This window comes from Streptomyces sp. NPDC093065, from assembly GCF_044754585.1.
GTDB lineage: Bacteria > Actinomycetota > Actinomycetes > Streptomycetales > Streptomycetaceae > Streptomyces.
The window spans coordinates 368090-389025 of record NZ_JBIVPJ010000002.1 but is presented as its reverse complement, the minus strand read 5'-3'; the positions used below and the strand labels follow the sequence as shown (position 1 = coordinate 389025).

Genomic DNA, 20936 nt, shown 5'->3' with positions numbered 1-20936 from the left:
TAAATCGTGGGTCACACCTGAGCGGTGATGCCTGTCACATGATGCCGTGTTCACTGGCACGCGGTGCCGGGTGTGAGTGGCGTGCGGGGCGCCTGGCGCACAGGCGAGGGCCCCACCGGGCTGGGGTTGACCCGGTGAGGCCCCTGGCTCCCCGGCCGGCCGCGTGGACGCGGTCCGCCGGGGTGCGGGCCGGCTGATCCCCACCCCAATGGGAATCAGCCGGCCCGGACCGCGGGGGTTCGGCCGGACGGAGGCCGACGGCTTTCGGCCGTCCGGGGCCTGCCGCCCCGCGGGGTCTGTGTCTGCCGCGGAAAGGGGGCCACGCGGTGCCGGCGCCGGCGCCGGGGGGCGGACACCGGGTGGGGCGGAGTGTCCGGGGCGGCGGGGAGCCGGGGCGGGGGCGCCGAACCGCGGGGTCCGGACGCGGGGCGTCCGGGGGGCGAGCGGGCGGTACGGCCCGGTGCGGCGGGTTCGGCGGATGCGGCGCGGATCGGCGGATACGGCTGCTTCAGCACGGACCGGCGGATGCGCGGCGGGTGCGCGGCGGAGGAAGCAGCCGTTCTAGGCGGGCGAGACCGGGATGTCCCGGTACGGCTCCCGGATCCCGGCCGCGTCGGCCCGCACCGGGGCGCCGGGCACGAGCCGGAAGGTGATCCGGTGCGGCGGAGTGACCGCGCGGGCGTCCCCGTGACGCGACGTGCCCTGGTCGGCGCCGGACACGGTGCCGAGCGAGCCGTCGGGGTCGCCGGTGGGCGCCGTGGGGCCGGCGGGGGCGTACTCGGTGCGCGCGATCCCGGCCGGGTGAGTGCGTCCGTGCGCGGCGGGCGCCGTTCCGAGGCCGGACCCCGGTGCGTAGCCGACGGGGCCCGCCGGGTTTCCGGCTCCTTCGACGGCTCGCGGGCCGACGGCACCGGACGGTTCGTCGGCGTCGGAACCGTCCGCCGCAGTCACCTCCGGTGCGGTCTCGGCCCCGGGGTGCGCGACGGCCGGCCCCGGACGACCGGGAAGACCGGCCGGGTCGGTCAGATCAGTCAGGTCGGCCAGGTCAGTCAGGTCCAGATCGGCCAGGCCCGGTACATCGGTGAGGCCCGGCACGTCGGTCGGGCCCGACGGGTCTGTCGGACGGGAGGTGTCCGGGAGCACCCGCAACGGCGGCACCTCGGCCGCCACGGCCGCCCCGAGTCCCTCAACCCCGCCGGTCACCGTCTCCACCACGTCGCCGACCGGTCGCACGACCCGGTCCGTGACGGCCCCGACGGCTTTCTCCGAGACGGGACGGAGGTCACGGAGGTCGGGGAGCACGGCGTCGGAGCGGCGGGGCTCCGGGGCGACTTCCGGGGCGGCTTCGGCATCCAGGACGGATCCGGCACCGAGCCGACTCCGCGTCTGTGGCTGCGGCTTTGTCTGGGTCTCTGCCTGCGGCTTTGTCTGCGCCTGCGCCTGTGGCTGCTGCTGCGCGCGAATGTCGAGGACCCGGCCGACCGTGTCCGCCAAGGTGTCCGGCGCCCCGTCGGCCGCCTGCGCCCGCCCCCCGCAGAGCAGCCCGAGCACGAACAACCCGCCCACCAGCAGCACCACGTGCAGCGCACGCCGCCCGGCCGCCGCGCGCAGGACGCGCAGAGCGGTGCCGGGCAGTACTGCTGACCAGATCAAGAGGGGGAGATTCCTCCCGTGCGGCGGAACGGGCCGCGCATCGAACAACGCATCGACACGCCGCGCGATACTCGCACGGGCATCCGCAGGTTGCGCAAGCCCGGTTCCGTCGATGGGCAGTCATATCCGTTTTGCCCGTGGGAATCGGGTCGCCACGGATCGACAAATCGTCACCCGGCGTCCGGTATCGGCAGGGGCCGCCTCTCGATGGCCGCCGCCATCACCTCCGGGAAGAGATCGGGCGTGCAGGCGAAGGCCGAGGCGCCGAGCGCGGCGAGCGACGCCGCGTGTTCCCGGTCGTACGCGGGGGTCCCCTCGTCGGACAGGGCCAGCAGCGTCACGAACTCCACCCCCGCCGACTTCATCGCCGCGACCCGCTTGAGCATCTCGTCGCGTATGCCTCCCTCGTACAGGTCGCTGATCAGCACGACCACCGTCTCCGCTGGCCGGGTGATCCGCGACTGGCAGTACGCCAGCGCGCGGTTGATGTCCGTACCGCCGCCGAGCCGCGTACCGAAGAGCACGTCGACCGGGTCGTGCAACTGGTCGGTGAGGTCGACGACCGCCGTGTCGAAGACGACGAGCCGGGTGTCGATCGCGCGCACGGACGCCAGCACCGCGCCGAACACGGACGCGTACACGACGGACGCCGCCATCGACCCGGACTGGTCGACGCAGAGGACGACCTCCTTCCGCACCGAGCGTGAGGCCCGCCCGTATCCGATGAGCCGCTCCGGGACGACGGTTCGGTGCTCCGGCAGGTAGTGCTTGAGATTGGCCGCGATCGTGCGGTTCCAGTCGATGTCGTGGTGACGGGGGCGGCCGACGCGGGCGCCGCGGTCCAGGGCTCCGGTCAGCGCGGCACGGGTGCGGGTGGCAAGCCGCTCCTCCAGGTCCTCGACGACCTTGCGCACGACCGCCCGTGCCGTCTCCTTCACCTCTTCCGGCATCGCCCTGTGCAGGGACAGCAGGGTGCCGACCAGGTGCACGTCGGCCTCCACGGCCTCTAGCATCTCCGGCTCCAGCAGGAGCGTGGCGAGTCCGAGCCGGTCGATCGCGTCCCGCTGCATGACCTGTACGACGGAGGAGGGGAAGTAGGTCCTGATGTCCCCCAGCCAGCGCGCCACGGCCGGTGCGGAGGCCCCCAGCCCCGCCGCACGGTCCCGCCCGGCCCGCGGTGCGCCGCCCTTCCCGTAGAGCGCGGTGAGTGCTCCGTCCATCGCGGCGTCCCGGCCGGAGAGCGCATGGCCGGTGCCGTCGGCCGGGCCGCCGCCGAGGACGAGACGCCACCGCCGCAGCCGTTCCCCCACCCCCTCGGCGTCGATCGGCGCGTCCACCGGCTCGGTCGCCGTCTCGTGTCCGGTCGTGTGCCCCGTCATGTGCCCACTCCCACCAGGTCGTCGTCGTCCGGCGCCGGGTCCGTGCCCAGCAGCAGCCGGACCACCGGCAGCACCGCGTCGGCCCGCGCGGTGTCCGGGCCCGCCGCGAAGCCCGGTATGCCGGAACCGGCCGCCGTCACGCTGCCCCGCGCCTCCGGTCCGCGCCGGACCAGCTCGCCCACGCTGCGGCGCACTCCCGGCTCGTAGGCGGCGAAGGTGCGGCGCAGCAGGGGCAGTACGTCCGTGAACACGTCCGCCGGCACGCCGGTCAGCCAGGCGTCGATCAGGGCCAGCAGCCGCTCGTCGTGCAGGAGGAGCATGCCGCCGCCCGAGCCGCCGCCGGCGAAGCCCTCGATCCAGGCCGCCGCGTCCGCCGGCGCGGTCCCCGGGGACAGCACCAGGCCCATGATCCGCGCCGCCTCGTCCGGTGCCAGCTCGCCGTCGTCCAGCAGGAGCCGTACGGCACGACCGCGGACGATGCCGGGCACGGCGTCCCGCGCGGAGAGGGTCCGCAGCACGGCCCGCCAGCGGGAGCGCAGGTCGCCGTGGCCCGGCGCGGGGGCGTCCCCGAGCAGGCCGACGGCCGTGTGCACGGCGTCCACGTGGCGTCGCATCTCCTCGGCCGCGTCGGCGTCCAGTGCGGCGCAGGCCGCGGGCAGCCCGACGAAGACGCGCTCGGCGAGCCCCGCGGCGACCTCGGCCAGCGCCGCGGTGTCCGTGCCGCGCACGTCGCCGTAGCGCAGTGAACGGACGAGGGCGGGCAGGGCCTCGGCGAGGTGGCCGACGTCCGTGTCGAGCGCCGCCCGGTCGGCGAGTATCCGCATCACCGGCGAGAGCGCGTCCGGCAGTCCGGCCAGCAGACAGCGTTCGGCGAGCGCGGTGACCTCGGCCAGGCCCCGCGCGGTGACGGCGTCCGCCTCGGCCCTGGCGGTCGCGGCGGAAAGCACGGTCGTGCCCCAGACTCCGGCCTCGGCGACCCGCACCGACAGCTCCGGCTCCCATCGCAGCCGCCATGTCTCCCGGAACGTGCCCGTGCTGCGCGAGGCGGCCGGCTCGCCCCAGCCGACGCCGAGCAGCCGCAGCCGGTGCAGCAGTCTGCTGCGCCCGGTGTCGGTCTCCTTGCGCAGGTCGAGTTCCAGCTCGCGCTCCGCGGCCTCGGGTTTGAGCCGCAGCCGCCGCTGAGTCCTGGTCAGGTCCCGCTGCAACGGCACCGCGGGCGCCCCCGCGGGGACCTCTCCCAGCACGTCCCCCACCACCAGCCGGTCGTGGACCAGCGCCAGCGGCACGTCCGAGCCGTCGCACAGCACCGCCCGCACGGCGTCCGTCGTCTCGCTCAGTCCGGGCAGCGGCCGTCCGCGGATCGCCGCGAGCGTCCCGGCCAGTCGCGCGGCCTCGATGACGTGGGCCGGGGAGACCGTCCTGCCCTCCTCCCGCAGCAGTCCGGCCACCCTGGTCAGCCATCGCTCGACGGGCCGGTCGACCGCGGCGAACAGATGCCCGTACCAGCCCGGTGACTCGACACCCGCCCCGTACCCGCCGGCCCGGGACAGTCTGCGATGGGTCCAGGGCACCCAGGTCATGTCCACCTTGGTCCTGGGCAGCCCCCTCAGCAGGGCCCGGTCGGCGGCGACGGCGGCCCTGCGCCGCAGCGCGGGCACATGCCAGGCGCCGCAGACCACGGCCACGCCCTGGGCGAACTCCCGCCGCGCCGCCCGGACCTGGAGCCGCATGTGGGCCTCCCGCAGGAGATCCCGGTCATGCGCGGTGTCCCCCTCACCGCCCTCCTCGGTCTCGCGCAGCGCCCCCATGGCCTCCTCCAGCGCCGTGAACGGGGCGAACACGTCCCTCTCCCTCTCCCCCGGGCCCCGGTGCTCGATCACGTCCTCCCACCAGCGCTCGGGGTCGTCGTGGCCGGCGGCCTCGGCGAGGACGGCGAGCGGATCGCCCCGGACGTCGGGGGAAGCGGCACCGGGCACGTCCCCCGCTTCCTGGCCGTCCACCTGCCCGGTCGCTTCCTCGTCCGCCTTCTCGTCCGCCGTTCTCCACGCCAGCGTGTGCGCGGCCGGGAGGTCGATGAAGCGGGCCGGGACGCCGTGTTCCAGGGCCCAGCGGACGGCCACCCACTCCGGGGAGAACTCGGCCACCGGCCAGAACGCCGAGCGGCCCGGCTCGTCCACCGCGTGGGCGAGGAGGGCGACCGGCGGCCGCATGTCCTCGTGGGCGGCCAGCGGGATCAGGGCATCGGCCTCCGGCGGCCCTTCGACCAGCACCGCTCCCGGCCGCGCCGCCTCCAGCGCGGCCCGCACCGCCCGGGCCGATCCCGGTCCGTGGTGACGGACGCCCAGCAGCAACGGCCGGCCTCCGAGCCCACCGGTGCCGCCCGGCCCACCGGGCGCGCCGCTCCCGGCCCGGTCAGCGCCCGCCATGCCGTCCCCCTCGCCTGCGGGTCCAGCTCGAGTCCCCGTCGTCCCCGGCACCCCCCGTCGCAACGGTCACTTCCGCTCCCGCCCCATGCCGTGCCCACACCCCCGTGCCGTTCACACCGACACCTCCCGGCAGGCCCGGTAGAAGTCCTGCCAGCCGTCGCGTTCACGCACGACGGTCTCCAGGTACTCCTGCCAGACGACGCGGTCGGTTCCCGGGTCGCGGACGACCGCGCCGAGGACGCCCGCCGCGACGTCGCCGGGGCGGAGCATCCCGTCGCCGAAGTGCGCGGACAGGGCGAGACCGCCGGTGACGACGGAGATCGCCTCGGCCGTGGAGAGCGTGCCGCTGGGCGACTTGACCTTCGTACGACCGTCGCTCGTCAGACCGTCGCGCAGCTCGCGGAAGACGGTGACGACGCGGCGGATCTCGTCGGTGCCGTCGGGCGCCGACGGCAGGTCGAGGGAGCGGCCGAGCTGGTCGACGCGACGCGTGACGATGTCGACCTCGGCCTCGGTGCTCTCCGGCAGCGGCAGCACGACGGTGTTGAAACGGCGGCGCAGGGCGCTGGACAGGTCGTTGACCCCGCGGTCGCGGTCGTTGGCGGTGGCGATCAGGTTGAAGCCGCGGACCGCCTGCACCTCCTGGCCCAGTTCGGGTATGGGCAGGGTCTTCTCCGACAGGATGGTGATCAGGGTGTCCTGTACGTCGGCCGGGATGCGGGTCAGCTCCTCCACCCGGGCGGTCATGCCCTCCGCCATGGCCCGCATGACCGGACTGGGCACCAGGGCGTCCCGGCGGGGGCCGTGGGCGAGGAGCTGTGCGTAGTTCCAGCCGTAGCGGATCGCCTCCTCGGGAGTGCCGGCCGTTCCCTGCACCAGCAGGGTCGAGTCGCCGCTGACGGCCGCGGCGAGGTGCTCGGACACCCAGGTCTTCGCCGTGCCGGGCAGGCCGAGCAGGAGCAGCGCGCGGTCGGTGGCGAGCGTGGTGACGGCGACTTCGACGACGCGGCGCGGGCCCACGTACTTCGGGGTGATCACCGTGCCGTCGGGCAGGGTGCCGCCGAGCAGGTAGGTGGCGACCGCCCACGGCGACAGCTTCCAGCGGTCCGGACGCGGACGGTCGTCCTGCGCCGCGAGCGCGGCCAGTTCGGCCGCGAACGCGTGCTCGGCGTGCGGCCGCAACACCTCGGCCGCGGACGTCTGCTCCACAGGTGCGGGCATGGCTGACTCCCCCTCCAGCTAGGCCGGTTCGATCTGCCGTCCACGGTGCACCACGCCACTGACAATCGCTCTGACCTGCACGAACACGCTCGCCCAGGTCATTGTCAGTGGCGGGATCTACCTTCGATGGCATGACTCAGCAGGGGGGTACGGCACCGGAGACCGCGTCGCCGGCCGTCGCGTCGTCGCCGGGGGTCGTGCCACCGGACGGGGAGGCGCCGGAGCGGGCGGGGCGCCGGAGCGACGGACGGCACGAGTGCGCGGAGGAGGAGAGGCACACGGACGAGGAGAGGGCAGCGGACGCGTCCGCCCCCGCGGCCGTGCCCGGTGACCCCGAGGCGGCGCGGCGCCGGGCGGAGCGGCGGGCCGAGCGGATCACCGCGGGGGCGACGGAGTTGGAGCAGCGGCTCGCGGATCTCCTGCGCGGCGGTCTGGCCGGCGCCGGGCAAGCAGGGCACGGGCTGTGGGAGGAGACGGCCGCCCGCATGGTCGACGCCCAGGCACCCGGACTGGCCTCGCGCGTACGGGAGCTGGGGGCCATACCGGCGTCGGGCCCCGGCTGGCCGGTGCGGCTGCTGGAGGAGTGCGCCCTGCTCCATCTGCTCGACCAGGGCTGGTTGCGCCGCGAGCGGCTGCCGGACGGCCTGGCGGCGACGGTCCGCTCCCGCGTGGGCCTGCAGGCGGCCGCGGACGGACCGCCGGTGCGGGACCGCTGGCTGGTCCTCGCCCAGTACGACACCGCGGACACCCGGCTGACGACCCGTCGCATCTGGTTGCACGGCGCGGAGTCGGACCGCACGGCGCTGCTCCTCTCCTACGGGGCCGCGGGCCGGGCACCGGAGCTGACGCTGCCGGTCGGGCTGGCCCTGGACGCGGAGCTCTCGGCGTACCCGGACGCGGGACGGCAGCGAGCGGCCCTGGGCCGGCGGTTCGCACCGCCCGAGCCCGTGCCGATACGCCCGAGGGGGCTCACGACGCCGCAGGCGGCCGTCCGTTACGGCGAGGCCCTCCGCGACGACCCGTGGCTGGACTCGGTGCCGGTGGCCCTGGACCGGGTGGTCCCCGTGCCGGACGGCGACGGCTGGCAACTGGCGGACGCCGACGGGGACACGGCGCTGCCGCTCACCCGGACCGCCGGGAGTCAGGCGGGGCTGTGGCGGCTGGTCGCGCTGTCGGGCGGTGCGCCCGTCACGGTCTTCGGCGAGTGCGGCCACCGGGGCTTCACACCGCTGACGGCCTGGCCGGCCGGACCGGGCCCGGCGGTGCCGCTGTGCTGACCCGTCCCGGGCGACGGGACCGGAACGGAACCTGAGGGGACCCACATGACCAGGACGCCCACCCCCGCGGACACGTCCGCACCTGCGTCGGCCACCGCGCCGGGGCCGTCCGTCGAACCCACGACCCACGCGTCGGCCGGGGCGGCCACGGGCTCCGTGCCGCCCGGGGCGGACTTCCGGCTCCGGGCGGATGTCGCGGCCAAGGGCGACGCGAGGCCCCGGACCGCCGTCCGTGCCACCGCCGCCGACGGGCCCGAATCCGGAACCGAACCCATGACGGAACCCGTTCCCCGTCGCGTCTCCGGCTCCGGTCCCACGGCGGCATCGCCGCCCTCACCGTTCATCGGGCCTGCGACCGACACCGTGCCCGAAGCCACCGCGCCGCTTCCCGGCTCCCTGCCGGAGGCTGTCTCCGTACCGGCATCGGTACCGGGGCCGGAGGCAGGGCCGGTAGCCCGGCCGGCGCCGATCCGCCCGCCGGCGGCTCCCTCCCCGCCCGCGGCGGCTTCCGGGCCCGGCGTGTGGGAGGGGCTGGTCACGTCGGCGCTGCTGGGCACGGACCGGCGTACCCCACCGGGCGGCGAGCGCGGGCCGGGTGCCGCGGCGGCGCTGCTGGACGCGGCGGCCGCGGAGACCGTACGCCGTCGCGCGGGACTGCGGCCGGCCCGCGCGGCCCGGCGCCTCGACCTCGCGCCCAAGGACCACCGCACACCGCTGCCGGCCGCGGCCGCCCGTCGGCTCATGACGCTGCTCACCGACCGTCCCGGCACGGCGGGCGGCGGACGCAGAGGCAGCGCGCCCGCTCTGACGGAGCTGCTGCCCCAGTGGCTGGCGACGGCGAACGCCCGCGGGTTCGCCGCGCCGCCCCAGTCGCTTCCGGCGCTGCTGGACGCGGCGCGCGGCCGTACCGACCTGCGCCCTGCGGCCCTGGCGTTCGCGGGGCCCCGTGCCCTGTGGCTGGCCCGGCTGAACCCCGACTGGCGGTTCGCCCTGCGCGCGACGCACGGTGGCCTCGCCGCACTGTCCGGATCGGATGCCACCGAGCGGGTGCGGCGGCTCTGGGACGAGGGCCTGTTCGCCGAGCGGATCGCTCTCCTGGCGTCCCTGCGCACCCGCGACCCCGCCGACGCACGCGAGTTGCTGGCGTCGACCTGGGCGACGGAGCGGGCCGAGGACCGGCTGATGTTCCTCGACTCGCTGCGGACCGGGCTGGAAGCGGCGGACGAGCCGTTCCTGGAGCAGGCGCTGGCCGACCGCAGCCGCAACGTCCGGGCCACGGCGGCGGAGTTGCTGTCGGCTCTGCCGCACTCGGCACTGGCCGCGCGCATGGGGGCGCGAGCCGCGACGTGCGTGTCCCTCGACCGCAGCCTCACCCCACCGGCGATCGTCGTCGAGGCGCCCCACGAGTGCGATGCGGGCATGGAGCGGGACGGCGTGGTGGCCAAGCCCCCCGCAGGGCGGGGTGAACGGTCCTGGTGGTTCGGCCAGTTGGTGGAGGCGGCTCCACTCGCCGGCTGGCCGGACCGGCTCGCGGGACGTACGGCCGAGGAGATCGTGGCTCTGCCGGTGTCGGACGGCTGGCAGAGCGAGCTGCACGCGGCCTGGTGCCGCGCGGCGGTACGACAGCGCGACGGCGTTTGGGCGAGAGCCCTGCTGGGAGCGCCCACGGCTCCCGAGGCCGGCGGTCCCGGCGCGGTGTCCCTGGCCGAGCGGGCCAGGTTGCTCGGCACGCTGAGCACCGGCGAACGCGCCGAGTGGGTCGCCGGGTTCATCGCGACGCACGGGCTGTCCGAAGCGTTCCAGCTGCTCGGCATGTGCGGAGTGCCGTGGGCCACTCCGCTGGGGCGCGCGGTGGTCGACGCCCTCAACATCGCCCGTGACGCCGGGAGCTACCCGTGGAGCTTCAGCGGCGTGATGGGCCTGGCCGAACGCTGCCTCGACCCCTCGGAGGCGGGCCGCCTCGACGGCCTGCTGGCGATACCGGACGAGCCGGAGGACGCGTCACCGGGGGCCGGAGGTTACTGGGCGGAGGCGTTCCAACGGCTCGTGACGACGTTGCGGTTGCGGGCGGCCATGGCCGAGGAACTCCGGGCCGGGTAGGAGCGGCACCGCGTCGGCGCGGGCCACGGGACGCGCCGTCGAACGGGGCCCGGTGCCCAAGCCCACCGGCACACGCCCCCTCGCTCCAGGCGCACGCGCCACCGGCGCACGTGCCTGCGGGACCCGCACCGGCACGGCGGACGGAGCGGCTAGGCTCCCGCGTGCTCCCGCACGTTCGCCCGGACCCAGTCCACGATGGATGCCGTGGTCGCACCGGGCGTGAAGATCTCCGCGACGCCCTTCTCCTTCAGCGGGGCGATGTCCGCCTCGGGGATGATCCCGCCGCCGAAGACCAGGATGTCGGCCGCGTCCCGCTCGCGGAGCAGCTCGATCACGGCGGCGAAGAGCGTGTTGTGCGCACCGGAGAGGATGGACAGCCCGATCGCGTCGGCGTCCTCCTGGATCGCGGTGTCGACGACCTGCTCGGGAGTCTGGTGAAGCCCGGTGTAGATGACCTCCATACCGGCGTCGCGCAGGGCCCGCGCGATCACCTTGGCCCCGCGATCGTGGCCGTCGAGCCCCGGCTTGGCCACCACCACGCGGATCGGACCGGCTGCCACACCCATCACTGCCTCCATGAAGCGACTACATCCATCCGTACCGACAAGTACCGCACACTTCGCGTCTCGCGGCACGGAGACCCCGCACCACAACGTCCGGGGAAGTGAACGAACGTTATCGCCAGCATCCCGCAACCGGCAGTTTCGCGGTGGATACAGAGGGGGAAATCACACGGTGGGACACGTTCGCCGCGCACCGCTCAAGGGCGCGGCGGCACCATGCGCACGGAGCGCCGCGAGCGAGGGCACAGGACGGCATCGAGCGAGCCTCGTCGCCGTTTCACCTCATGCACACCACAGGCCTTACTACGGCCCACACGGCCCTGAGACCTGCCCAAACCTCGCGAACACCACCAATCGCTGGTGTCACGGCGCTCCACGAGGGCACACGGGGGACAGAGGCGTCCCTGCGCGTGCCGACAGGAGGTCGGCCCATGAAGGTCACCACGGCAGCACTGCCCCTTCTCCCGCTTTTCCAGCGTCTCCTGCCCGGTCTGCCAGGGCTTCCCGGACTCCCCGGACTCCGCTCGATTCCGGGACTGTCCGACGTGGCCGCCCTTCCGGGCCGACTGACCGGGCTCTCCCTGAACCTCCTGAAGGCCAGCGCCCTGGAGGCGGCGATCCTCGCCGGGCACCTTCTCCTGTATCCGTCGGGGATCATCCAGGAGCGCCGTCCGGCCCAGGACCTCCGGCCGGCGGACACCCAGGACCCGCAGTCGTCTCCCCCGGCCCCCAGGCTTCCGGTCCCGGCCAGCCCCCCGGTCGTCCTGCTGCACGGCTTCATCGACAACCGCTCGGTCTTTCTGCTGCTGCGCCGCAGCCTGGCCCAGCACGGCAGGCACGAGATCGAGTCGCTGAACTACTCCCCTCTGACCTGCGACATCCGCACCGCCGCCGAGTTGCTGGGGCGGCACGTCGAGGAGATCTGCGAGCGGACCGGCAGCGCACGCGTCGACGTGGTCGGACACAGCCTCGGCGGCCTGATCGCGCGCTACTACGTGCAGCGCCTCGGCGGAGACCTCCGGGTCCGCACCCTGGTGACGCTCGGCACTCCGCACGCCGGCACCAAGGTGGTCCCGCTGGCGAACGCGCACCCGATCGTGCGCCAGATGCGGCCCGGATCGGCCGTGATCGAGGAGCTGAACCGACCGGCGCCCGGTTGCCGCACGCAGTTCGTCAGCTTCTGGAGCGACCTGGACCACGTCATGGATCCGCTGGAGACGGCCTGTCTCACCCACCCCGACCTGAGCGTTCAGAACGTACGCGTGAGCGGCATCGGCCACCTCGCGCTGCCCGTGCACCCCACCGTGGCCACGGGGATCCGGCAGGCACTCGACACCGCCGCACCGGAAACGGGAACCGAAACGGGTACGGGCTCGGACAAGCACGGCGGCGGACTCACCGTCGCCTGACCCCGAAGCACGACCGCATCACGGCCGGGACGGGACCGAAGCCCGGCCGAAGCAACCCGTTCGGACTCGAACAGGGGTCGAACACAAACCCAAACCCGTGCCCGCCCTCCCCCAAAACACGGCCGATTGCCCGTTTCCTTCGTACGCGAAACCTGCCGAAGATTGTCGTGCCCGTATACCGCCGGGTACAGTCGCCGCACTGCTCTGGCAGCCCCTGTTGTCGAGGCGAAAGAGAAGTTGGTGAACGACCGTCACCCGTCGGGGACCGGAAACCCCCCGGCTTCGGCTTCCGACGCCGCTTCGGCGCAGTACGGCACAGGGGAGGCCCAGTACGGCGACCTCACCACGTACGGCGGCTACGACGCCACCGGTTTCTCCACCGGCGGTCCCGGCCCCTCGGCCTTCGACGCGGACCCCCTCTTCGGCAGCATGCCGGGCCACGACTACACCGGCACCCCCGAGGCCACGGGCTCGTACGATGCCACCCAGTGGTCCACCGGCGGGGTGCAGACCCTGCACTACGACGCGTACGCGGCCCAGCACCAAGCCGCCTACGACACCGGCGGCTACGACACGACGACATGGACGGCCGGATACCAGCAGTCCGGTTCGGTGGCGCCGCAGGCGACGACCACCGAGGCCACCGGGCACTGGGACACCGGCGCCTGGAGCCCGCCGGTCCAGCCGGGAGACCCGGCCGACGGGACCCAGCAGTGGCACTGGGGCACGCAGAGCTTCGAGACCGGCGCCTTCGAAACCACCACTCACGACACCGGCGCCTTCGATACGGGCGCCTTCGCGACCGGCACGTTCCACGCCGGCGCGTTCGCGGGCGGCCCGGTGGACACCGGCGCCTACGACGCCACGCAGTGGAACGCGGACGCCACCGTCACCGGCGCGATCGAGGACCCGGCCCGGCCGGCCGGGCACCCCGCACCGGACGACACCGCACAGGACGCCCCGCCCGTCGCCGAGGACTCCGGGTTCGCCCCGTCGGCGGGGCCCGCGGAATCCGCCCCGTACGACGGCGAGTTGGCCGCCACCGGTGAACTTCCCACGGTGACCGCCCTCCTGGACGACCAGGAAGAGGTCGCACCGGCCGCGCGGGTCCCCGCCGCACGCACCGGCTCCCGCGCCGGGGCGCGTTCCCGTCGCCGTCAGCCCGCCAAGCGCTCCGCGCTGCTGACCATCGCGGTGCCCTCGGCCTGCGTGATGAGCGTCGCCGGAATCGCGGCCGCCTCCGTCGGCAGTCTGGCCGGCGACGAGGGCACGGACGCCGCGGCGTCCGCACCGGACCCGGGGAACGCGAAGGCCGCGCCGGTGAAGCCGTCCGCCGCCAACAACAAGCTGGACACGCAGCTCACGAGCCTGGCCGCCGGCGCCGACGACTTCGCGGACCGGGCCAGCCGGACGCAGGAGCGCATCGACCTCAAGGCCGAGCAGGCCGCCGAGAAGAAGCGGGCGGCGGAGGAGGCCGCCCGCAAGGAGCGGCTGCGCCCCAAGTTCGCGCTCCCGGTGGAGCAGCACGGCCTCAGCGCGTACTACGGACAGGCCGGCATCAACTGGATGTCCGTCCACACCGGCATCGACTTCCCCGTGTCGTACGGGACGAAGGTGATGGCGGCGACCGACGGCACCGTGCGGACGCAGTACAACAGCGCGTACGGCAACATGCTGATCCTGACCGCGAAGGACGGCACGGAGACGTGGTACTGCCACCTCTCCAGCTACCAGGTCCCCTCCGGTACGAGCGTGAAGGCGGGCGACGCGATCGCGTTCTCCGGCAACTCGGGCAACTCCACCGGTCCGCACCTGCACTTCGAGGTGCGCCCCGCGGGCGGCTCGTCGATCGACCCGCTCCCGTGGCTGCGCAGCCACGGCATCAGCCCGACGTGACGCCGTAACGTCTCAGCAGGTCGACCGTCCCGGGTCGGCCCCGGGCCACCGCCCGGGATCACCCCACCTCGAACCGTCCCTCGGATGCCTCAGAGCTTCTCCACCGGCGCGTACCGCAGCAGCAGCCGCTTCGGCTTGGTGTCGCCGAAGTCGATCGTCGCCTCGGCGTTGGACCCGGTGCCCTTGACCCCGACCACCATGCCGAGGCCGAACTGGTCGTGCGTGACGCGGTCTCCGACCGCCAGCGAGACCGTCGGCTGCTCGGCGCCGGCCGACCTGCGGGTCGCGAAGCCGGACGCGCCCGACGCCGACGAGCGGGAACGGGACGAGGACAGCGAGGCCGCCACGCCCGAGACCGGCGCGGAGGGCGCGGGCCCGTTCGCCCCGGTGCGCTTCCACTCCAGGTGGGGGGCCGGGATCTCCTCCAGGAACCGCGAGGGCGGGTTGTACGACGGCTGGCCCCAGGCGCTGCGCAGCGTCGACCGGGTCAGGTAGAGGCGCTCGCGGGCGCGCGTGATGCCGACGTAGGCGAGGCGCCGTTCCTCCTCCAGTTCCTTGGCCTGGCCGAGGGCGCGCATGTGCGGGAACACGCCGTCCTCCATGCCGGTGAGGAAGACGACCGGGAACTCCAGGCCCTTGGCGGTGTGCAGGGTCATCAGGGTGACGACGCCGTCGCCGTCCTCTTCGTCGGGGATCTGGTCGGAGTCGGCGACGAGCGCGACCTTCTCCAGGAAGTCGGCCAGCGTCCCGGCCTCCTCGCTCTCGGCCCGCTCCTGCTCGAACTCCAGGGCGACGGCCGCGAGTTCCTGGAGGTTCTCGATGCGGGTCTCGTCCTGCGGGTCGGTGGAGGCCTGCAACTCGGCCAGGTACCCGGTGCGTTCGAGGATCGCCTCCAGGACGGTGGCGGGTCCGGCGCCGGACTCGACGACGGTGCGCAGGTCCTCCATGAGCGTGTTGAACCGCTTCACGGCGTTCGCGGAGCGCGCGGCCATGCCGTACGCCTCGTCGACGCGCCTCAGCGCCTGCGGGAAGCTGATCCTCTCGCGCTGGGAGAGGGCGTCGATCATCGCCTCCGCGCGGTCGCCGATGCCGCGCTTGGGGACGTTGAGGATGCGGCGCAGCGGCACCGAGTCCTCCGGGTTGGCCAGTACCCGCAGGTAGGCCAGGACGTCCCGGACCTCCTTGCGCTCGTAGAAGCGGACGCCGCCGACGACCTTGTAGGGCAGGCCGGTGCGGATGAAGACCTCTTCGAAGACACGGGACTGGGCGTTGGTGCGGTAGAAGACCGCGACGTCGCCGGCCTTGGCGTCGCCCGCGTCGGTGAGGCGGTCTATCTCGTCGGCGACGAACTGCGCCTCGTCGTGCTCGGTGTCGGCGACGTACCCGGTGATCTGCGCGCCGTTGCCCTGGTTGGTCCACAGGTTCTTGGGGCGGCGGGACTCGTTGCGCTCGATGACCGCGTTGGCGGCGCTGAGGATGGTCTGCGTGGAGCGGTAGTTCTGCTCCAGCAGGATCGTCGTCGCGTCCGGGTAGTCCTCCTCGAACTGGAGGATGTTGCGGATCGTGGCGCCGCGGAAGGCGTAGATCGACTGGTCGGCGTCGCCCACCACGCACAGCTCGGCGGGCGGCACCTCGGCCTCCGGCGGCACGTCGACGGGGTGCTCCGAGGGGACGCCGACCAGCTCGCGCACCAGGGCGTACTGGGCGTGGTTGGTGTCCTGGTACTCGTCGACCAGGACGTGCCGGAAGCGGCGGCGGTAGTGCTCGGCGACGTCCGGGAAGGCGCGGAGCAGGTTGACCGTCGTCATGATCAGGTCGTCGAAGTCGAGGGCGTTGGCCTCGCGCAGCCGCGACTGGTACATGGCGTAGGCCTGGGCGAGGGTCTTCTCGAACCCTCCCCCGGACTCCGTCTGGGAGGTGCCCCCAGCCGCCTGGGCTGCGAAGTCCTCTTCGTCGATCAGCTCGTTCTTCAGGTTGCTGATCTTCGCGCTGAAGGACTTCGGCGGGAAGCGCTTGGGGTCCAGGTCCAGGTCGCGGCAGACCAGCGCCATGAGCCGCTTGGAGTCGGCGGCATCGTAGATCGAGAACGACGAGGTGAAGCCGAGCTTCTTCGACTCGCGGCGCAGGATGCGCACGCACGCGCTGTGGAAGGTCATCACCCACATCGCGTTGGCGCGCGGGCCGACGAGCTGCTCGACGCGCTCCTTCATCTCGCCCGCGGCCTTGTTGGTGAAGGTGATCGCCAGGATCTGGCCGGGGTGGACATGCCGCTCGGCCAGCAGGTGGGCGATGCGGTGGGTGAGCACGCGGGTCTTGCCGGAACCGGCACCGGCCACGATGAGCAGCGGGGAGCCGGAGTGGACCACGGCTGCCCGCTGGTTCTCGTTCAGCCCCTCCAGGAGGGCCGCGGCGTCCAGGGCGGGGCGCGGGGCGCCGTCCCGGTAGTGGGTGTCCCGGTCCGGAGGCACGTCGAACTTCCCGCCGAACAGATCGTGCGGAACGGGCTCCGGTCCGTGATCGTCCTCGGGCGGCGGCGGAGGTTCCTCCTCGTGACCCCGGGGGGTCTGGAGGCTCGCCAGGAAGCTGTCGTCAAAGAGGCTGCTCATCGCTCTCCGAGTCTAGGGCGCCCCACCGACAACCCGGTGCCACCCCGGAAAATGCCCGCCGGTCCCCGGCGCGGGCACGCCCTGCGACCAGCGGAACCACGAAGAGTGACGCCCGCGGACGGCCCAGCGGCACCCGAACAGAAGGTCACGGAAATGTATCGGGCATATCACCCACCAACCTTCACAGCGGCCACACGAGTTGGCTACGGTGCGGGGCAGGCCGCTCGACCCCCTCCGGCGAACCTCGCCGGGCCGCGCGGCCTCCGCCGAGTCCGACGTGCCCGCACGGCACCCGGAGCCGGGGACCCAACCGAGAACTCTGGGGTGAATCGGCCGCACCGCCCTCGACGAGAGGCGGCTCCGCCGTAGGGCAACCCTTCCGCGTCACACCGCCCGAACCCTCCCCCAGGCCGGAACGGCCCGGGGGGACCCCCATCGCTAACCCGGTAGGCGGAGCACTGGAAGGAGTCGCCTCCTTGGCGTCGCACCGCAAGTCGCGTCCCACCGGTCCGCGCGTCGCCGGCATACGGACCCCGGCCCTCGCCACCGCGGCCCTCACCTCCGTGGCCCTGCTCTCCCAGACGGCCGACGCCACGCCGTCGGACGACCGGCCGACCCTCGAAGAGGTCGAGAAGAAGGTCGACGACCTCTACCGCCAGGCCGGGTCGGCGACCGAGAAGTACAACGCGGCCAAGGAGAAGACCTCCAAGCAGCGCAAGAAGGTCGACGGCCTCCTGGACGACGTCGCCCAGCGCACCCAGAAGCTCAACGACGCGCGCGAGGAGCTGGGTTCCTTCGCCTCCGCCCAGTACCGCACGGGCGCCTCGGTCCCGGAGACCGCGACCCTGCTGCTCGCGGACTCGCCGCAGGACTACTTCGACCAGAACCAGTTGATGAACCGGCTCACCGGCCGGCAGAAGAGCGCCGTCGACGACTACGTCACCCAGCAGTCCGAGACGATGAAGAAGCGCCGGGAGGCCACCGAGAGCCTCGAGACGCTCACCGAGTCGCAGCAGGACCTGAAGACGGCCAAGTCGACCGTCCAGACGAAGCTCGCCACCGCGCGGAAGCTGCTGTCGGAGCTGACCGCCGAGGAGAAGGCCCGGCTGGCGGCCATCGAGAAGAAGAAGCAGGAGGCCGCCGCCCGCAAGGCCGCCGAACTGGCGAAGCAGCAGGCGGAGGAGGCGGCCGAGCGCAAGCGGCAGGAGGAGGCCGCCCAGCGGGAGAGCGACGCCGGCTCCTCGGGGTCCTCCGGCGGCACCGGCTCGTCGGGGTCCTCCACACCGGGCACCTCGAACGGCACCAAGGCCGAGAGCGCGATCGCCTTCGCCCGCGCCCAGATCGGCAAGCCGTACGTCTGGGGCGCCACGGGCCCCGGCTCCTACGACTGCTCGGGCCTGACCCAGGCCGCCTGGAAGGCCGCGGGCGTGTCGCTGCCGCGCGTCACCTACGACCAGGTCAACGCCGGCACGACCGTCCCCGTCTCCCAGGCACAACCCGGTGACCTGGTCTTCTTCTACGACGACATCAGCCACGTCGGCCTGTACATCGGCGACGGCATGATGATCCACGCCCCGAAGCCGGGCGCGTACGTCCGCGAGGAGTCGATCTTCTACGACGGCGAGTCGTCGATCTACAGCGTGGTGCGCCCGGCCTGATCGGTACGGGTCTCTAGCATCGGGCGCATGTCATCGGCCACCCGTCCCTCCGCGCTGCGTACCTGGGTGGCGCAGCGTCCACCGGCGGCCGGAGCCGCGGTGATGGCGACCGGCATCGTGTCGGTCGCCCTCCACCTGACGGGCCGCGAGGTCCTGTCCCGGATCGCCCTGGCGCTGGCCTGTGCCGCCTGGCTGATACTGGCGGCGAACTTCGTCCACCTGCTGTTCTCGGACCGGACGCAGTGGGTGGAACGGGCCGGGACGCCGGGGGCGCTGACCGCGGTCGCCGCGACGGCCGTGCTCGGCACCCGCTTCTCCGTGCTCGGCTGGTCGCTCGTGGCGGCGGTGCTGCTGGTGCTGGCGGCTCTGCTGTGGCCGTGGCTGCTGTTCCTCGTCGTACAGCACTGGGGACGGAGGATGCCCGGGGCGGTGTTCCTGGGCTGCGTGGCCACCGAGGGGCTGGCCGTGCTCGCCGCCACCCTGGCCGCGGCCACCTCGACGCCCTGGCTGGCGCACGTGGCGCTGGTGCCGTTCTGGCTGGGGATCGTCCTCTACCTGATCGCGCTGTTCCGCTTCGATCTGCGGCAGGTGGCCAGGGGCGCCGGGGACCACTGGGTGGCGGGCGGCGCGCTCGCCATCTCGGCCCTCGCCGGGGCCAAACTGCTCGCGGCGGCCGGGACCGGCATGTACCTGTGGAACGCCGACGACCACGCCGTCCTGCACGACCTGACCGTCTTCCTGCTCGCCCTCGACCTCGCCTGGTACGCCGTACTCCTGGCAGCCGAGATCGCCTGGCCCCGCCTCCGCTACGACGTACGCCGCTGGTCGACGGTCTTCCCGCTCGGCATGACGGCGGCGGCGACGCTGTCGGTGGCCGCGGCTGTCGACGTCCCGTGGCTGGACGCGCCCGGCCGGGCACTGGTGTGGATCGCGGTGGCCGGGTGGCTGGCGGTCGCCGCGGGCGCGGTCGTCCGGGCCCGGGCCGGGATGCGGTCCGCGCGGGCGGCCGCCGGGGCGGTCAGGTCCACAGCACCGCGATGAAGACGTTGGCCAGGGTCAGCGCGCCCACCAGGCCGAACAGCGGCTTCTCCACCTTCTCCTCGTCGCGCTTCACGTAGACCAGGCCGAGGATCACGACCAGGACGGCGAGCTTCACGCCGATCTTGACGTTGTCCACGAAGTAGTCCTGGGCCTGGTTGAGGCCCACCAGGACGGCACCGGTGACCAGCATCGTCAGCGCGCCGTGCAGCATCGCGGGGGTGAAACGGGCCGCGCCCCGGCCCATCGCCTTCATCTGGGTCAGGAAGCCGCCGAGGAGCGCGGCGATGCCGATGATGTGCAGGCCGACGAAGAGGTGGATGAGAACGTCCATGAGGCCGGAGCCTAATGAGGGGCCCGCCCCGCCCGGACACCGGCCCGCTCCCACTCGCCCGGCCGCTCCCATAACAGCTCACCTCCCCCGCCCGCCCCCGATCTGGCATAACGGTCATCACCCTGCGTGAAGGAGACGGGCTCCGGAGAGGATGGCGGTCACATACGGTCGCCAGCCGATCCGCTACCGCCACTTCCACGCATCCCGTCACCGGACCGTTACCGACGCGCCTAGCGTCCTGGCCCAGGCAGCCGGAGCGAACCGGAGCCGACCCGGCACGGGCCGGAGTCGAGTCGTACGGAAGGACGTGGATCGCAGGTGGGAACGCACCGCAGGCCGCGACAGCGCGCGACGGGCGGCGGCAGAGTCCGTACGGCGGCCACCATCACCCTCGCGGGTGCGGCCACCGCGACGGGACTGGGCGGGACCGTGCACGCCGCTCCGCAGCCGACGGCGGCGCAGGTCAGGGCCAAGGTGGACAAGCTCTACCAGGAGGCCGAGGTGGCCACGGAGAAGTACAACGGCGCGAAGGAGAAGGCGGACGCCGCCGAACAGCGCCTGGAGGAGCTGCGGGACGAGGCCGCCCGCAAGGAGGACCGGCTGAACTCGGCACGGGAGGCGCTGGGTTCGGTCGCGGCGGCGCAGTACCGCAGCGGCGGCCTGGACCCGGCACTGCAACTGGCGCTCTCCTCGGACCCGGACCGGTATCTCGACGGAGCCGCGTTCGCCGAGCGCGCGGGCAGCCGGCAGAAGGCCGCGGTGGGGCGCGTGCGCAAGGAACTCCGCGACATCGAGCAACTGCGCGGCGCCGCCCGCATCGAGGTGACCTCGCTGAAGTCGCGCCGGGCGGAGCTGAAACGCCACCGCGAGACCGTCACCGGCAAGCTGGAGGAGGCCCGCCGCCTGCTGTCCCGGGTGACGGCCGAGGAACGCGCCGGCGTCGGCGAGGGCACGGCGCACCGCGCCTCCCGGGCCTCTTCCCCCGGGCCCCGGGCGAGCCTGTCCGCCTCCGCCCAGGCACCCAACTCCCGCGCGGCGGCGGCCGTCGCCTACGCCTACCAGAAGCTCGGCAGCCCCTACGTGTGGGGCGCGACCGGCCCGAACGCCTTCGACTGCTCGGGCCTGACCCAGGCCGCCTACCGCGCCGCCGGGATCTCCCTGCCGCGCACGACCTACGCCCAGATCGACGCGGGCCGCCGCGTCTCCCGGTCCGAACTCCTCCCGGGCGACCTCGTCTTCTTCTACTCGGGCATCAGCCACGTCGGCATCTACGTCGGCAACGGCCGGATGATCCACGCCCCGAACCCGTCGGCACCGGTGCGCGTGGCCCCGGTCGACGAGATGCCGTTCGCGGGGGCCGCGCGGGTGGTGTGACC

14 protein-coding genes are annotated in these 20936 nt (G+C 73.6%); 7 read left to right on the top strand and 7 right to left on the bottom strand.

All coding sequences use genetic code 11. From position 1 onward, the window contains the following. Positions 1–561: 561 nt before the first annotated feature. The 4 genes from ACIQFU_RS04655 to ACIQFU_RS04640 form a co-directional block, all read right to left on the bottom strand. Positions 562–1653 (bottom strand): hypothetical protein, encoded by a 1092-nt coding sequence (locus ACIQFU_RS04655; protein WP_402548935.1) that lies wholly within the window; start codon positions 1651–1653, stop codon positions 562–564. Between the two features lie 170 nt (positions 1654–1823). Beyond that, positions 1824–3032 carry a VWA domain-containing protein gene (locus ACIQFU_RS04650; protein ID WP_402548933.1) on the bottom strand — a complete coding sequence of 403 codons (1209 nt, stop codon included), beginning with the start codon at positions 3030–3032 and terminating at the stop codon, positions 1824–1826. Next, positions 3029–5458 carry a DUF5682 family protein gene (locus ACIQFU_RS04645; protein WP_402548932.1) on the bottom strand — a complete coding sequence of 810 codons (2430 nt, stop codon included), beginning with the start codon at positions 5456–5458 and terminating at the stop codon, positions 3029–3031. Before ACIQFU_RS04645 ends, ACIQFU_RS04650 begins: the two co-directional genes overlap by 4 nt. A gap of 111 nt (positions 5459–5569) precedes the next feature. Beyond that, positions 5570–6679, bottom strand: a complete 1110-nt coding sequence (locus tag ACIQFU_RS04640) for an AAA family ATPase (protein WP_402548930.1) — start codon at positions 6677–6679, stop codon at positions 5570–5572. A gap of 131 nt (positions 6680–6810) precedes the next feature. On the opposite strand from ACIQFU_RS04640, the gene ACIQFU_RS04635 reads away from it, so the two are divergent. Together ACIQFU_RS04635 and ACIQFU_RS04630 are read left to right on the top strand one after the other, a co-directional pair. Beyond that, on the top strand, positions 6811–7956 hold the full coding sequence (locus ACIQFU_RS04635) for a hypothetical protein (protein WP_402548928.1): 1146 nt from the start codon (positions 6811–6813) through the stop codon (positions 7954–7956). A gap of 519 nt (positions 7957–8475) precedes the next feature. Then, the gene (locus ACIQFU_RS04630) at positions 8476–10056 is read left to right on the top strand and encodes a DUF5691 domain-containing protein (protein WP_402548927.1); all 1581 of its coding nucleotides are present in this window, start codon (positions 8476–8478) and stop codon (positions 10054–10056) included. 149 nt (positions 10057–10205) lie between these two features. On the opposite strand, the gene ACIQFU_RS04625 is transcribed toward ACIQFU_RS04630, so the two are convergent. Continuing rightward, positions 10206–10622, bottom strand: coding sequence for a cobalamin B12-binding domain-containing protein (locus ACIQFU_RS04625; RefSeq protein WP_402549250.1), 417 nt, complete (start codon positions 10620–10622; stop codon positions 10206–10208). 428 nt (positions 10623–11050) lie between these two features. On the opposite strand from ACIQFU_RS04625, the gene ACIQFU_RS04620 reads away from it, so the two are divergent. Beyond that, positions 11051–12028: a lipase family alpha/beta hydrolase gene (locus ACIQFU_RS04620; protein WP_402548925.1), complete on the top strand. Its 978-nt coding sequence runs from the start codon at positions 11051–11053 to the stop codon at positions 12026–12028. Positions 12029–12268: 240 nt separating this feature from the next. Then, on the top strand, positions 12269–13924 hold the full coding sequence (locus tag ACIQFU_RS04615; protein ID WP_402548924.1) for a peptidoglycan DD-metalloendopeptidase family protein: 1656 nt from the start codon (positions 12269–12271) through the stop codon (positions 13922–13924). Positions 13925–14013: 89 nt separating this feature from the next. On the opposite strand, the gene pcrA is transcribed toward ACIQFU_RS04615, so the two are convergent. After that, a complete protein-coding gene (gene pcrA / locus ACIQFU_RS04610; protein ID WP_402548922.1) occupies positions 14014–16530 on the bottom strand; it encodes a DNA helicase PcrA in 2517 nt (838 codons plus the stop codon). Positions 16531–17006: 476 nt separating this feature from the next. Between pcrA and ACIQFU_RS04605 the strand changes: the two genes are divergently transcribed. Beyond that, on the top strand, positions 17007–18188 hold the full coding sequence (locus ACIQFU_RS04605) for an NlpC/P60 family protein (protein WP_402548920.1): 1182 nt from the start codon (positions 17007–17009) through the stop codon (positions 18186–18188). A 27-nt stretch (positions 18189–18215) separates the two neighbouring features. Then, complete coding sequence (locus tag ACIQFU_RS04600; RefSeq protein WP_402548918.1) at positions 18216–19229, top strand: tellurite resistance/C4-dicarboxylate transporter family protein; 1014 nt, start codon at positions 18216–18218, stop codon at positions 19227–19229. Here ACIQFU_RS04600 and ACIQFU_RS04595 read toward each other — a convergent pair. Continuing rightward, entirely contained in the window at positions 19207–19560 is a 354-nt protein-coding gene (locus ACIQFU_RS04595; protein WP_402548917.1) for a hypothetical protein, read from the bottom strand. The genes ACIQFU_RS04600 and ACIQFU_RS04595 overlap by 23 nt on opposite strands. Positions 19561–19878: 318 nt before the next feature. Here ACIQFU_RS04595 and ACIQFU_RS04590 point away from each other — a divergent pair, with 318 nt between their 5' ends. Continuing rightward, on the top strand, positions 19879–20934 hold the full coding sequence (locus tag ACIQFU_RS04590) for an NlpC/P60 family protein (protein ID WP_402548915.1): 1056 nt from the start codon (positions 19879–19881) through the stop codon (positions 20932–20934). The last annotated feature ends 2 nt before the right edge of the window (positions 20935–20936 follow it).